At 65.5% G+C, this 13,991-nt stretch carries 15 protein-coding genes and 1 riboswitch; of the genes, 6 read left to right on the top strand and 9 right to left on the bottom strand.

Annotated features, from left to right (window positions below; genetic code table 11):
- Positions 1-45 precede the first annotated feature (45 nt).
- The 3 genes from EN786_RS14135 to rpmB form a co-directional block, all read right to left on the bottom strand.
- Entirely contained in the window at positions 46-726 is a 681-nt protein-coding gene (locus EN786_RS14135; protein ID WP_127310170.1) for a hypothetical protein, read from the bottom strand.
- Between the two features lie 28 nt (positions 727-754).
- Positions 755-1,435, bottom strand: coding sequence for a queuosine precursor transporter (locus EN786_RS14130; RefSeq protein ID WP_127310169.1), 681 nt, complete (start codon positions 1,433-1,435; stop codon positions 755-757).
- Positions 1,436-1,521: 86 nt separating this feature from the next.
- Positions 1,522-1,818, bottom strand: coding sequence for a 50S ribosomal protein L28 (rpmB, locus tag EN786_RS14125; protein ID WP_127286026.1), 297 nt, complete (start codon positions 1,816-1,818; stop codon positions 1,522-1,524).
- A gap of 255 nt (positions 1,819-2,073) precedes the next feature.
- Between rpmB and EN786_RS14120 the strand changes: the two genes are divergently transcribed.
- The 3 genes from EN786_RS14120 to EN786_RS14110 are packed head-to-tail and all read left to right on the top strand — an operon-like array spanning position 2,074 to position 4,449.
- Positions 2,074-2,865, top strand: coding sequence for a DUF3108 domain-containing protein (locus tag EN786_RS14120; RefSeq protein ID WP_127286029.1), 792 nt, complete (start codon positions 2,074-2,076; stop codon positions 2,863-2,865).
- Between the two features lie 28 nt (positions 2,866-2,893).
- Complete coding sequence (locus EN786_RS14115) at positions 2,894-3,781, top strand: EamA family transporter (RefSeq protein ID WP_127286025.1); 888 nt, start codon at positions 2,894-2,896, stop codon at positions 3,779-3,781.
- Complete coding sequence (locus EN786_RS14110; protein WP_127286024.1) at positions 3,778-4,449, top strand: lysoplasmalogenase family protein; 672 nt, start codon at positions 3,778-3,780, stop codon at positions 4,447-4,449. The genes EN786_RS14115 and EN786_RS14110 overlap by 4 nt, the downstream gene beginning before the upstream one ends.
- Here the strand turns inward: EN786_RS14110 and EN786_RS14105 are convergent.
- Positions 4,446-4,874 carry a cupin domain-containing protein gene (locus EN786_RS14105; RefSeq protein ID WP_127310168.1) on the bottom strand — a complete coding sequence of 143 codons (429 nt, stop codon included), beginning with the start codon at positions 4,872-4,874 and terminating at the stop codon, positions 4,446-4,448. The genes EN786_RS14110 and EN786_RS14105 overlap by 4 nt on opposite strands.
- 21 nt (positions 4,875-4,895) lie before the next feature.
- A complete protein-coding gene (gene gloB, locus EN786_RS14100) occupies positions 4,896-5,663 on the bottom strand; it encodes a hydroxyacylglutathione hydrolase (protein ID WP_127286022.1) in 768 nt (255 codons plus the stop codon).
- A gap of 199 nt (positions 5,664-5,862) precedes the next feature.
- On the opposite strand from gloB, the gene EN786_RS14095 reads away from it, so the two are divergent.
- From EN786_RS14095 to EN786_RS14085, 3 genes are all read left to right on the top strand, one after another.
- Positions 5,863-6,639 (top strand): methyltransferase domain-containing protein, encoded by a 777-nt coding sequence (locus tag EN786_RS14095; protein WP_127286021.1) that lies wholly within the window; start codon positions 5,863-5,865, stop codon positions 6,637-6,639.
- Between the two features lie 116 nt (positions 6,640-6,755).
- Positions 6,756-8,579, top strand: coding sequence for an ABC transporter ATP-binding protein/permease (locus tag EN786_RS14090; RefSeq protein ID WP_135908620.1), 1,824 nt, complete (start codon positions 6,756-6,758; stop codon positions 8,577-8,579).
- Positions 8,580-8,646: 67 nt separating this feature from the next.
- Positions 8,647-9,447: a DUF1194 domain-containing protein gene (locus tag EN786_RS14085; RefSeq protein WP_127310166.1), complete on the top strand. Its 801-nt coding sequence runs from the start codon at positions 8,647-8,649 to the stop codon at positions 9,445-9,447.
- A gap of 128 nt (positions 9,448-9,575) precedes the next feature.
- Here the strand turns inward: EN786_RS14085 and EN786_RS14080 are convergent, their stop codons facing one another.
- From EN786_RS14080 to EN786_RS14065, 4 genes are all read right to left on the bottom strand, one after another.
- Entirely contained in the window at positions 9,576-10,511 is a 936-nt protein-coding gene (locus tag EN786_RS14080; protein WP_127310165.1) for a glycosyltransferase family 2 protein, read from the bottom strand.
- A gap of 179 nt (positions 10,512-10,690) precedes the next feature.
- Complete coding sequence (locus tag EN786_RS14075) at positions 10,691-11,683, bottom strand: glycosyltransferase (RefSeq protein WP_127310164.1); 993 nt, start codon at positions 11,681-11,683, stop codon at positions 10,691-10,693.
- Positions 11,684-11,841: 158 nt separating this feature from the next.
- Positions 11,842-12,456, bottom strand: a complete 615-nt coding sequence (gene metW, locus EN786_RS14070) for a methionine biosynthesis protein MetW (protein WP_127392790.1) — start codon at positions 12,454-12,456, stop codon at positions 11,842-11,844.
- Between the two features lie 58 nt (positions 12,457-12,514).
- The gene (locus tag EN786_RS14065; RefSeq protein WP_127312025.1) at positions 12,515-13,684 is read right to left on the bottom strand and encodes a homoserine O-acetyltransferase; all 1,170 of its coding nucleotides are present in this window, start codon (positions 13,682-13,684) and stop codon (positions 12,515-12,517) included.
- Positions 13,685-13,801: 117 nt separating this feature from the next.
- A riboswitch (SAM riboswitch) is annotated at positions 13,802-13,879 on the bottom strand.
- Between the last annotated feature and the right edge of the window lie 112 nt (positions 13,880-13,991).

Below are 13,991 nucleotides of genomic sequence, written 5' to 3'. Positions count from 1 at the left end.
GTATCTGGAAATTGCTGGCCATTCCGCGCGAGGCGCAGGGTTTCCCTATCGCGCTTCCGGAGCGGTCGCGATCCAGATGACATGGCGGGCGCCACGCTTGCCATGGGCGCGCGCCTTGACCTCCTCGACGGCGAAGCCCGCCTGCTTGAGGCGGCGCGTAAAGCCGCTGTCGGGGCCCTGCGACCACACCGCCAGTACGCCGCCGGGGCGGAGCGCGGCGCGTGCCTGGCCGAGGCCGGCGGCGCCGTAGAGCGCGTCGTTGCCCTTGTAGACGATACCTTCCGGGCCGTTGTCGACATCGAGCAGGATGGCGTCCCAGGCCGATTTCCCGGCGCCGATGACGCGCCCGACATCGCTTTCCTGGATGGTGATGCGTGGGTCGTCGAGGCAGCCGTCGAAAATGCCGGCCATGGGACCGCGCGCCCAGGCGACGACGGCCGGCACCAGTTCGGCGATGGTGACGCTTGCGTCAGGACCAAGTTCGGCAAGGGCGGCGCGTAGCGTGAAGCCCATGCCCAGGCCGCCGATCAGGATTTTCGGCTGCTGGTGACCGGCGATCCTTTCGCAGGCGAGTTTTGCAAGCGCCTGCTCGGAGCCGCTGAGACGGCTGTTCATCAGCTCGTTGGTGCCCAGCATGATGGAAAATTCAGTACCGCGCTGCTTCAGGCGCAATTCCTGCCCGCCGTCCGGTGTCTTCGCCGAATCGAGCTGGACCCAAGGGATCAATGCCTGATTCCACTTTTTGGAATCATGGCTACGTCGCCAGCGCCGGCTGGCTCCAGCGGGCGGCGAGCAGCCGGTAGGGGATCAGCGCCACCACGGCGATGATCAGCTTCACCGAGAGGTCGCCCAGCGCCCAGGACACCCAGCGCATGGTCTCGACCGGCAGCACGCCCAGCAGCGGCGCCGCCTCCAGCGCGAAGCTGTCGTTCGGGCCGACGAAGGCGAAAGCGGCGGAGAAGGCGACGCCGAAGAAGACGACGGTGTCGAACACCGAGCCGACCAGCGTGCCGACGATCGGCGCCCGCCACCAGCTCTGCCGGCGCAGCCGGTTGAACACGGTGACGTCGAGCAGTTGCGCGGTGAGGAAGGCGGCGCCCGAGGCGGCGGCAATGCGCACCAGCCGGTCGGCGGCGGTCTCGAATTCGATCAGGCCGTGGCGGAACAGGAAGGGCGGGACGAGGATCGAGCAGATCACCGCCGTCATGAAGCCGACAAAGACGATCCTGCGCGCCACGGTCGGGCCATAGCGGCGGTTGGCGAGGTCGGTGACAAGGAAGGAGAAGGGGTAGGTGAAGGCGCCCCAGGTCAAGATGTCAGCCAGCGACAGGCCGCCGATCTGACCCTGCATCGGGAACTGCACGAGGATGTTGGAGGCCACGACGACGAGCGCCATGGCGGCCACGAAGGGCAGATATCGCGAGACGGAATTCATTTTTTTATCCTGGGTAATGGAACCAGCGGAATGTCATGCCGAATCCGCACGACACTCCTGCGAAGGCGGTGTCCCGCCAGAAACTGTTAAGCCGCGGCCTGCTCGGCGAGCTTCTTGGCGATCTGCTTCTTCAGGAGGCGAGCGCGCTGCGACAGCTCCTTGGCGTCGGCCTTGGCCAGGAAGGCGTCGAGGCCGCCGCGGTGCTCGACCGAACGCAGCGCGTTGGCCGAAATGCGCAGGCGCACATTCTGGTTCAGCACTTCGGAGATCAGCGTCACATTGACCAGGTTCGGCAGGAAGCGGCGCTTGGTCTTGTTGTTGGCGTGGCTCACATTGTTGCCGGTCTGGACTGCCTTGGCAGTGAGCTCGCAGGTGCGGGACATGATTCTAACCTTCAGTTCTCGGTCGGCCAAACCATTCGACCCGCGCCAGGCGGCGCGCGGTCTCGGTCAGGCGGCCTTATGGAAAAAGTTGGCGTTCCATAGTGGCATTTCACCGGCGCGTCAAGCTCCGGCCAGCCAGCCATATTCCATATAAAGGCCGGATTTCACCCTATAAGCCAGCCTCATAGGGACATACCAGCCAGGAATAGCCCGTTTCCCGGCTGAAAATCGAGGACCGCCATGCTTCGCCCCCCTGTGCTTCGTCTGTCATATGCCTTCGCCTGCTTGCTGGCTGTCGCCTTGCCAACGGCAAGTTTCGCCGCCGCCGCGCCACAATCTTTCAAGGGCGAGTATACGGTGTCGTTCCTCGGCCTTTCAGTGGCCAGGGCGACATTCTCGAGCCGCTATGACGGCGACAATTACGCGATCAACGGCACTGTCTCGGCGGCGGGCCTCGCTAAGCTGTTCGACGATACCAAGGGCACGGTCTCGTCCAAAGGCACTATTTCAGGCAAGCAGATGCGGCCACAGGCCTTCCGCGCCGATTACACGTCTGGCAAGAAGGCCTCGGTGGTCGACATCCGCTTCGCCAATGGCGCGGTGACCTCGACCGAGGTCGTCCCGGCGCCGAAGAAGCGCGATCCCAAGAGCTGGGTTCCGCTTGGCGCGGGCGACCTGAAGTCGGTCCTCGATCCGATGGCGGCGACCGTCATCCACGCCGACAGCCTCGATCAGGTCTGCGGGCGCACGGTCAAGTTCTACGATGGCGAGATGCGCGCCAATCTGACGCTGACCTATGCCTCGAAAGGGTCGATCTCGGTGCTCGGATACAAGGGCGACACGGTGACCTGCCGAATGGGGTTTGAGCCGGTGGCGGGGTACCGCAAGGGCCGCAAGGCGCTGAATTTCCTCAAGGACCGGAGCCGCATGATGGTGACGTTTGCACCGCTCGGCCAAACCGGCGTATATGCGCCGATCCGCGCCACGGTCGGGACCCAGATCGGTCCGCTGACCATCAGCGCCGGACGGTTCGAAGCCATAAACTAGGCGCGTTTGCGCGCCGCCGGAGACAGGCATGGGGCGCGCAACATTGATCGGCTTCTCGGCGGTCGCCATGTGGTCGTTGCTGGCGCTGTTGACCGACGCGTCCGGCCAGGTGCCGCCGTTCCTGCTGTCGGCCATCACCTTCGCCATCGGCACCTGCGTCGGGCTCGCCGCGCGGCTGGTGATGCCGGCCGCCGACCGCAGCGAAAAGATCCCGCCGCAGGTCTGGGTGATCGGCATTGCCGGGCTGTTCGGCTACCATTTCTTCTACTTCACCGCGCTGCGCAACGCGCCGGCGGTGGAGGCGAGCCTGATCGCCTATCTGTGGCCACTGCTGATCGTGCTGGGCTCGGCGCTGATGCCGGGCGAGCGGCTGGCCTGGAACCACGTCGTCGGCGCGCTGCTCGGCCTTGCAGGCACGGTCCTCATCGTCACCAAGGGCGGCGGCCTTGCCTTCGACGCGCGCTATGCCTTCGGCTACGCGATGGCCGGTGTTTGCGCCCTCCTGTGGTCGTCCTATTCGCTGTTGTCGCGGCGTTTCCCATCGGTGCCGACCTCGATCGTCACCTGGTTCTGCGCGGCGACGTCTGTGCTTTCGCTGGCCTGCCACTTCCTGCTTGAGCAGACGGTGCTGCCCGTCGGCATCGGCCAGTGGCTGGCCGTGCTCGGCCTCGGGCTGATGCCGGTGGGGGCCGCCTTCTACGCCTGGGACATCGGCGTCAAGCGCGGCAATATCCAGGTGCTGGGCGCGGCCAGCTACGCCGCGCCGCTGCTGTCGACGCTGGTGCTGATCATTGCCGGCGTCGCCGAGCCGTCGCTGCGCATCCTCGCCGCCTGCGTGCTCATCACCGGCGGCGCGGCACTTGCCGCGAAGTCGCTGTTGCTGCGCAAGGCGGCCACGGGTGAGGCAAACGCATGATGCCGTTTCCCGGCGGCATCGACGCCAACGCCAATGCGACGCTGGTGTTCTCGCTGGTGGCGGCGGTGATCTACGCTTTCACGCTCAACATGCCGCCGAGCCTCGCCCGCTCGGCGGCAAAGACGCTTGCCGTCGCCATGCTGGCGGTGCTCGCCGTCATGCAGGGTGGCCCGTTTCTGCTCGTCGCGGCGCTCGCGCTCAGCGCCGTCGGCGATGCCTTCCTGTCGCGCGATGGCGAGAAGGCCTTCCTCGGCGGGCTGGCCAGTTTTCTTACGGCGCATGTCCTTTACGTGCCGCTGTTCCTGCAAAACGGCGGCGGCCTGGACGTGCTCGGCGCCCAATCCTGGCGCGGCGCGATCGCGCTCGCCATGGCGGCATTTGCGATCGTCATGCTGGCCGCGCTCTGGCGCCGTGTCGGCCCGAGCCTGCGCCTGCCGATCGCGATCTATGTCGGGGCGATCCTCGCCATGGGGATTTCGGCGCTGACCACCAGCAATAGCCTGGTGATCGGCGGCGCCATACTGTTCATGGCGTCGGACGGGTTGCTCGCCGCCGAAAAATTCCTGCTCGCCGCCATCTCGCCGCACCGCGCCTGGATGCGCTACGCGGTCTGGGCGCTTTACTACGCCGCGCAGGCGGCGATCAGCTTGGGTTTTCTACTCGGCTAAGGCTGTTTCGGCTGCCAGCCCGGCTCGGCCAGCTCGAAGGCGGCGAAGTCGAAGCCCGGCGCCACGGTGCAGCCGACCAGCGTCCATTCGCCGAGGCTGCGCGCCGACTGCCACCAGCCGGCCGGCACCACGATCTGCGGCCGCTCGCCGGCGGCAAGGGCGATGCCCAGCACCTGCTCGATCACGCCGCTGCCTTCCTCATGCATCGACAGCGCCAGCGGCGCGCCGGCATGGAAGTGCCAGACCTCGGCCGCGTCCGTGACCCGGTGCCAGGCCGAGAGCTGATCCTCTTCCAGAAGGAAGTAGATGGCTGTCGAATGGCCGCGCGCGCCTCCGGTGCCATCACGAAAGGTCTCGGCATACCAGCCGCCCTCCGGGTGCGGCTTCAGGCCGAGCGTGGCGATGATTTCGGCGGCACTGGTCATCGGCCGGAAGCTAGCACGGGCTCAGAAATTGTCCTTGCGCTTGCGGATATCGGCGAACACCTCGGCGTCGGTGGCCGTCTCCATGCCGAGATGCTTGCGGATCGCCGGGTCGTGCCAGCGAAGGAACGGATTGGTCGACAATTCCTCGCCGATCGTCGTCGGCAGCGTCGGCTTGTCGTCGGCGCGCAGCGCCTCGATTCGGGCGGCGCGTTCCTTCAGGGCCGAATTGGTCGGATCGACGGTGAGCGCGAAGCGGGCGTTGGAAAGGGTGTATTCATGGCCGCAATAGACGACCGTCTCGGCCGGCAGCGCCGCCAGCTTCTTCAGCGAATCGTACATAACCGGCGGCTTGCACTCGAACAGCCGGCCGCAGCCCAGCGCAAACAGCGTGTCGGCGGTGAAGGCGACTTTCGAGGCCGGCAGATGGTAGGAGACATGGCCGGCGGTGTGGCCGGGCGTGGCGATGACGTCGATCCGTTCCTCGCCGAGGTGGATGACGGAGCCTTCGCCGACCGTCTCGTCGATGCCGGGGATTTTCTCCTTTTCCGCTTCCGGCCCGATGATGCGCAGCTTGAAGCGTTCCTTCAGCGCCAGATTGGCCTCGACATGGTCGACATGGTGGTGAGTGGTCAGGATCAGCGTCGGCGTCCAGCCGGTGCGCTGGATGGCGGCCAGAATCGGCGCCTCCTCTGGTGCGTCGATGATGGCGGTCTGGCCGCTCGTGGGGTCACGCACCAGCACGCCGAAATTGTCGCTGCGGCACATGAACTGTTCGATTTCGACCGGCATCGCGTCTCTCCACCAAAGCGCCGTGCGTCCAATTGGACGCACAAAGGACGCTCTAAGCTGTTTATCTGCTGCATCGCGCTTTCCGAAATCGAAACCGATTTCGGGCCGATGCAGTTGTCGCCGCAGACATAGGGCGCTTGGGCGCCGATGTCATCCGCCTTTGTTGAACTTGCAATGCTTCGAAGCTACCGTCCCGGCCATGCATTCCGATATCGTCGACCTCCGTTCCTTCTATTCGACCACGCTGGGGCGCCTCGCCGAGCGCTCGATCACCATGGCGCTGTCCTCGATCTGGGCGGCCGTGCCAAACGAGCGGCTGGTCGGGCTCGGCTACACCCTGCCGTGGCTGGAGCGGTTCGGTGCCGACGCCGAGCGGGTCTTCGCCTTCATGCCGGCAACGCAGGGCGCCGTGGTCTGGCCGGCGACCGGTCCGACAGCGACCGCGCTGGTCTTCGACGAGGAATTGCCGCTGGTCGATTCCTGCATCGACCGTGTGCTGCTTGTCCATTCGCTCGAGCATGTCGAGAACCCGCGCGAGACGCTGAACGAGATCTGGCGCGTGCTGTCGCCCGCCGGCCGCGTCGTCATCGTCGTGCCCAACCGGCGCGGCGTCTGGGCGCGTTTCGAGCACACGCCGTTCGGCAACGGCCGGCCGTTCTCGCGCGGCCAGCTGACCGAATTGCTGCGCGAGGCGAATTTCACCCCGGCTGCATGGTCCGACGCGCTGTTCTTCCCGCCGTCGCCGCGGCGCTTCATGATGCGCTTCCACAACATGCTGGAGCGCGCCGGCCGGCGGTTCTGGCCGATCTTTTCCGGCGTCATCGTGGTCGAGGCGCAGAAGCGGCTCTACCAGGGCGTGCCGGTCGTGCAGCGCGCCTCGCGCCGCGTTTTCGTGCCGGTGCTGACGCCGCAAGGCGCCACAAGGCTCGGGCGGCTGGCGGCGAACCAGGCGCAAGCCCAAGTGACGCGTTCGTGATCGCGGCGGCGCCTTGCCTCATCCTATCTGTCGGGGGCGGGTTCGCGGCCTGAGGGACATGCCGGTCGCACCCGCGCCGGTTTCGGCACCTTTTTCCGAAAGCAGGGATATCTGACATGGCTGATCAAGCGGATGACAAGGCCGGCCCGGCGGCTGCCGCCGTGTCTGTCGAAGTCAGCAGCCTCGGCGACCAGGTGAGGACGATCAAGCAAGCGCTGAAATCCTCGCCGGTGCGCAGGCAGTTCATCTGGGCCTGCCTCGGCATCGTCGCCGTCATCGTCGCGACCGCGATCGGCCAGGTGCTGCTCAACCGCTGGAACCAGCCCTTCTACGACGCGCTGGCGCGGCGCGACCTGCCGGGTTTCCTGCACCAGCTTATGGTCTTCGCGGCCATCGCCGGTGGGCCGCTGGTGCTCAATGTCGGCCAGACCTGGCTCAACCAGATGATCCGGCTGAAGCTGCGCCAGGCGCTGACGCTCGACCTGATCGAGGAGTGGATGCGGCCGGCGCGCGCCTTCCGCCTGGCGCATGCCGGCGCAATCGGCGTCAATCCGGACCAGCGCATGCAGCAGGATGCCGGGCATCTCTCCGACCTGTCGACCGATCTCGGCGTCGGGCTGCTGCAGTCCTTCATCCTGCTGGTGTCGTTCATCGGCGTGCTTTGGCAGCTCTCCTCCGGCTTCGTTTTCCATATCGGCGGCCATGCGCTGGAGATCCCCGGCTATATGGTGTGGGCGGCGATCCTCTATGCCGGCATCGCCTCGTGGCTGAGCTGGCTGGTCGGGCGGCCGCTGATCCGCTTCAACAGCGACCGCTACACGCGCGAGGCCGAGCTCAGGTCGTCGATGGTCCGCGTCAACGAGAATGTCGACGCCATCGCGCTCGCGCATGGCGAGGCCGACGCCAGGCGGCAGCTCGAGCTCGACCTCGGCACGGTGCTCGGCGCCATGCGGCGCATCTACGGCGCCCAGATCAATCTCTCCTGGGTTACCGACACCTATGGCTGGATCACCGTGGTGGCGCCGATCCTGGTGGCGGCGCCGGTCTATTTCGCCGGCGATATCAGCTTCGGCGGGCTGATGATGGCGGTTGGGGCCTTCAACCAGGTCCATTCCTCGCTGCGCTGGTTCATCAACAACATAGGCGGCATCGCCGACTGGCGGGCGACGCTGATGCGCGTCGCCGATTTCCGCATCGCGCTCGGCGAGACCGACGTTTTCCACGACACCGAAAAGCGCATCACCTTTACCGAGAACGCCGGCGGCACGCTGACCTTCGAGAGGCTGGAGGTCGCTTCGCCGGACGGCTGCACAAGGCTAGCCGAGCCGGAGGTGGAGATACGCCCCGGCGAGCGCGTCATGATCACCGGCGACCCGCGCGCCGGCAAGACGCTGTTCTTCCGCGCCATTGCCGGGCTGTGGCCATGGGGCAGCGGCAGCATCGGCATGCCGGCCGGGGCGGCGCCGGTCTTCGTTCCGCGCATGCCCTATTTCCCGCTCGGCACGCTGCGCGAGGTGCTTAACCATGCCGACGGCATCACGGTCGAGGATGCCGAGATCGCGGCGGTGCTGACGGAGGTCGGCCTCGAACGGCTTGCCTCCTCGCTCGACCGTTCGGCGCGCTGGGAGCACGAACTCGCCGACGACGAGCAGCGCCTGCTTGCCGTCGCCAGGCTGGCACTCAGGCGGCCAAAATGGGTGATCATCGACGAGGCGATGGACACGTTCGACGGCGCGACGCTGCGGCGCGTGCTGGCGATGCTGGAGAAGCGGCTGCCGGACGCCGCCATCCTCAACATCGGCCGTGGCCAGCACAACAACCAGTTCTTCCCGCGCTCGCTGACGATCGTGAAGGATGCTGGCCGATCGGCGCTCAAGCCGGCGCGGGTCAGGGCCGGCGCGATCGAGCCGCCGCCGCTGGCGCCGCGCAGGAACAAGTAAAAGCCAAGCTTTATTTCGCCGCGATCACCGCAGAAGATCAGGCCCGTCAAACCGGACGCACGCGGCCATGCTCGACATGCTCAGCCTGCTTGCCTGTCTCGGCTGCGCCCAGGCCGCGCCTGTGCCGGTGCCCGCCGCACCTGCCGCCGTGGACGTCGAGCTGGTGCTGGCGGTCGACATCTCGACGTCGATGGACGAGCGCGAATTCGCGTTGCAGCGCGCCGGCTACGTCGAGGCGCTCAGGCATCCGGACTTCATCAGGGCGGTGCGCGCGGGAACCAACGGCCGCATCGCGATCGCCTATTTCGAGTGGGCGGGCACCATCCGCGACGACGCGGTGCTTGCCTGGCAGATCATCGACGGCAGCGACAGCGCCAATGTGTTCGCCGACAGGATCGCAGCGCGGCCGTTCCGCAGCTTCCGCGGCACCTCGATCTCCGGCGCGCTCGCCTTTGGCACCGGGCTTTTCGAGCAAACCGCCTTCGCGGCCGAGCGGCGCGTCATCGACATCTCGGGCGACGGACCCAACAACACCGGTCCGCCCGTCACCTCCGAGCGCGACGCGGCACTGGCCAGGGGCATCGTCGTCAACGGCCTGCCGATCCTGATCAGCCCGTCGCCCACCTTCAGCCATCTCGACCGCTACTACGCCCAATGCGTCACCGGTGGGCCCGGCTCCTTCGTGCTGCCGATCTACGCGGCTTCCGAGTTCTCGACCGCCATCCGGCGCAAGCTGATCCTCGAGGTGAGCGGCATCGCCGACACGGCGGCGGTCCGGATCGATGCCGAGCCGCCCATCGACTGCCTGCAGGGCGAGCGCGACCGCCGTTTCTATTCCGACCCCTATTTCCCGGAACTCGATCGCTAGAGCGGTTCAGCGTTTCAAGGAATCGCCGAACCGCTCTAACTATTTGTTTCTACGCGATTCCGGACGGAAAACCGTTACACACTTTTCCTGGAATTGCTCCAAGCCGACAGGCTCGGGGCCCGGCAAGATCAGGCGGGGCGCGCGCCGTACTTCGCGCGGAACTCGTCATAAAGGTCACGCCGGCGGCGGCGGCCGTCGACATAGCCGCGCAACAGCTGCGGCAGCGAGTAGCCGAGCGACTTGGACGAGCGGTTGGCCAGATAACCGGCGAATGCCTGCGAAACCCTGCCCTTCATCGTATCGGCGATGATCTGGCGCGCGATCATATAGGGCGGGATCTCGGGATAGCGGTCAGCGATGTAAGGGTGTTTGTCGATGAGGTTCGCATAGGCCTCGACATAGCCGTCGCGGCGGCCGGAAATCGAATTTTCCGAATTGTATTTCTTCCAGTCGATTTCCTCGGTGAGCAGCGCGCCGCCGCGGCGGGCGAAGCGCAGCAGCAATTCGCGATCCTGCATGCGCGCGATGTCGCTGTCGTAGCCGCCGATCGCCAGCAGCGATTCATGCCGGGCGGTTATCGCCGAACCGGCGATGAAGACGGTCTGGGAGACCAGCGCCCGTTCCAGCATGTTCCGGGTCAGGAATGCCTCGCGGTTGACGCATTTGGTGGCCCGGTTGCCCTTCACCGAAACGAAGGAGCTGATGAGCACCTCGAGCGACGGGTTGTCGTCGAAGCGCGCCAGCGTCCGCTCCAGCCGGTCCGGCAGATAGACATCATCCGAATCAAGGAAGGTGACGATCGGCGCGCGCGCGCGCTCGATGCCGGCATTGCGGGCGGCGTTGGCACCACGCCATTTGGCTCCGACATAGATCAGCCGCGGGTCGCGGATTTCGGCAAGCGCCGCCGCGGTGGCGTCGGTGGAGCCATCGTCGACGACGATGTGCTCGAAGCGGGTAAGGGTCTGCGCCAGCACGCTTTCCACGGCGCGCACAACCTGGCTGCGCCGGTTGTGGGTCGGCGTGATCACTGTGATGAGCGGGGCCGGCTCGGGCGCTTTCGGCATGCGATCAGGCCCGGGATTCTGGGATATTCGGATGGATTTGTTGCCGTCTTCCATGCCCGCCCAAGCTTGCGTTCAGCGGGACGCTACAAAAAAGCAGTCTCTGTGTCACCTCGACCGCCCGCGCCCGTGCCTGCAATCGGCAGATTTCGAGACGCCGCGCCTCAATTGCAACACCGGCCTCAGCTGTGCCCGACATAGTCCGGCACCAGCTCGACCCTGTCGCCAACGATCCCCGCGGCAAAGCTGAACTGGCCCCAGAACATCAAGGCATAGAACGCCTGGCCGACGATCAGGGAGAACGGGATCTGCCAGGCCGGCATGCCTGCCTGGCGGGCATGGCTCACGATGCGCCGCGTCGTGCGCCACGACATGGTGAACCAGCGGCTGAACGACTTGACGATGCGCGCGCCGCGCGTGGGCGAGCGCTGCGCGACGAATTTCCTGTCGGCATCCCGGCCGGTCACCAGTGCCCGCCAGAAGAAGAACCGCCAGCCCCGCGGGGGATAGTGGTAGACGCGGGCGTTGACGTTGCTCGGCTGGTGGCCTTGGCGCCGCAGCTCGTGCATCAGCAAGGTGCAGGAGACCTTGAAGCCATTGTTTTCCGGAAACGGGTGGCTGGAAATCCACTCGCGCCGGAAGGCGATGTTGTTGGCGTTGAGCGCCCGTTTCGAGGCGAACCGCTTATCACCCTCGGCCATCGGGAAGAACCACATCATGGCAAAGGTTCTCGAAAAGAAGTCGTCGCACAAGAGATAGGTATAGCCGTTGACGCAGACGATCGCGGGATCCTGAAACGGGCCGAGCAGGGTTGCAAGCCAGTCCGGCTCCGGAACGGTATCGGAGTCCAGGAAGACGACCAGTTCGCCCTCGGTTTGTTTGATCCCGTTATTCTTGAGGTCGTAGTAGCGGCCGCCGGGACAAGCTGCGAAGCTTATCTCCGCCACCTCTTCCAACTGTGGCGCCTGGGTATGGAAGTTGCGCCGGAGCGTGTCCGCGTCCTCTTCCTCCCCGCCATGCGAGATAATGACTTTCGGTCTTGCAAAGCCGGTCGCGGAAACCGCGGCGATCTCGCGCGCCAGGGCGTTCAACCCAACGCCGATCTCCGCCCAGTCGATCGACTTGGCGTTCTCCATTTCCACGACGATTGAATAAGTCGGACGATCGCCGCTCATATTGTTCGACCAGGTTGCTTGAATGGACGTGGCTATAGGGGTCGGCTTTCGCTGTCAAATAACAGAAGCAAGCAGGAAAGCTCCTTTTGCGAGAATCTTCGTCGCGCCGGGATCTGCGGAAGTGCTGGTGTCGGCGAAGGAAACCGCCGCGATCGTTGCTATCGTCGCAGCAGAAACACTGCCTGCTGGCCGAAGAAATTCCAGAACCACCACGGCATGGAGAGGCCTATCTTCTGGCCGTTGCCGTCGAGCGCGGTCGCCTTTTCCACCGTCGCGCCAAGCTCCTCGCACAGATTGACGAAGTCGCGGATGGTGCAGAAGTGGATGTTGGGCGTGTCGTACCAGGAATAGGGCAGATCCTTGGTCACCGGCATACGCCCCTTGACGAACAGCGACAGGCGCACCTGCCAGTGGCCGAAATTGGGGAACGAGACGATGGCGCGGTTGCCTATCCTCAGCAACTCGTCGAGCACCAGCTTCGGATTGCGGGTCGCCTGCAGCGTCTGCGACAGGACGACGAAATCGAAGCCCTTGTCGGGATAGAATTCGAGATCCTTGTCGGCATCGCCCTGGATGACCGAGAGGCCGCGCGCCACGCATTCGTTGACGCCGCGCTGCGACAGTTCCAGCCCGCGGCCGTCGACCTGCTTGGTTTCCTGCAGCAATTCGAGCAGCAGACCGTCGCCGGAGCCGACATCGAGCACCCGTGACTGCGGCGGGATGAGATCGGCGACGACTTCAAGGTCGACGCGCTGGGCGCGGTTGACGCTCATCGGCTGGTCTCCCGTTCGGCGCATGATCCTGATCCGGGAAGTCTGCAACTTTCCGGGGTCATGCGTTCAGCCCTCTCGCCCGCGCGGCCGAACCGATGAAGCCGCTGATGGCGGCGAACAGTTCCGGCTCGTCGAGCAGGAAGGCGTCATGGCCGCGATCGGTGTCGATCTCGACGAAGGAGACGGAGGCGCCGGCGGCGTTCAGCGCATGCACGATCGAGCGGCTTTCCTCGGTCGGGAACAGCCAGTCGGAGGTGAAGGAGACCAGGCAGAATCGCGTTTTGGTGCCGGCGAAGGCATCAGCCAGGCGTCCACCGTGATCGGCGACGAGGTCGAAATAGTCCATCGCGCGGGTCAAATAGAGGTAGGTGTTGGCGTCGAAGCGGTCGACGAAGGTCATGCCCTGATGGCGCAGGTAGCTTTCGATCTGGAAGTCGGCGTCGAAGCCGAAGGTCAGCGCCTCGCGGTCCTGCAGGTTGCGGCCGAATTTGCGGTGCAGCGCCGCTTCCGACAGGTAGGTGATGTGTGCCGCCATGCGCGCCACCGCCAGCCCCTTTTCCGGACGCTTGCCGTGCTCGAAATATTTGCCGCCATGCCAGTCGGGGTCGGCCATGACAGCCTGCCGGCCAACCTCGTGGAAGGCGATGTTCTGCGAGGAATGGCGCGCGCCGGTGGCGATCGGCAGCGCCGAGAAGACGCGCTCCGGATAGCTCGCGGCCCATTCCAGCACCTGCATGCCGCCCATCGAGCCGCCAAGCACGCAAAACAGCTTCTCGATGCCGAAGTGGTCGACCAGCATCAGCTGCGCCCGCACCATGTCGCGGATGGTGATCACCGGCAGGTCGAGGCCGTAAGGCTTGCCGGTGGCAGGGTTTGTCGAGGCCGGGCCGGTGGAGCCCAGGCAGCCGCCCAACACGTTTGAGCAGATGACGAAGAAGCGGTTGGTGTCGATGATCTTGCCCGGCCCGATCAGCACCTGCCACCAGCCAGGCTTGCCGGTGACCGGATTGGTGCTGGCAACATGCTGGTCGCCGGTCAGCGCGTGGCAGACCAGGATGGCGTTGGAGCGGGCGTCGTTGAGGGTGCCATAGGTCTGGTAGGCGATCTGGAACGGCGACAGCAGCGCACCGGCATCGAGCTTGAGCGGCTTGTCGGGGCCAAAGCGCAACACCGGGCTCGACGGCTGGTCGACCTCGTTATTGGTCTTTGCGGCGCGCAGAACGGCCATTGCATCCTCTTACATCACGCACCGTGGTTTCCGAAAACCGATTCCGATTTCCGGACCAGGCGAATGTCCGGCCGGCGGCGGACAACAAAAAACCGGCAATGCATTCGCAAAGCCGGTTACAGGATGCAAACGGCCCTTTAGCGAATTGTTTAACGTGGCTGCAAGCCGACCGGCCAAATCACCACGGAACTGTCGCTGCCCTTCTAGGGCCAGCGCGGCTCGGCGTCAACGGCCAGGCTTTTCGCGCCCTTGCCGCCTCTCGACATTCAGGGCCACGACTAGTATTTCCGCTGCGGCCTCCGGACGG

It is taken from the genome of Mesorhizobium sp. M4B.F.Ca.ET.143.01.1.1, assembly GCF_004792275.1.
Lineage (GTDB): Bacteria > Pseudomonadota > Alphaproteobacteria > Rhizobiales > Rhizobiaceae > Mesorhizobium > Mesorhizobium abyssinicae.
Note: the sequence above shows the minus strand (reverse complement) of the source record. Positions and strands in the feature narration are given on the sequence as shown.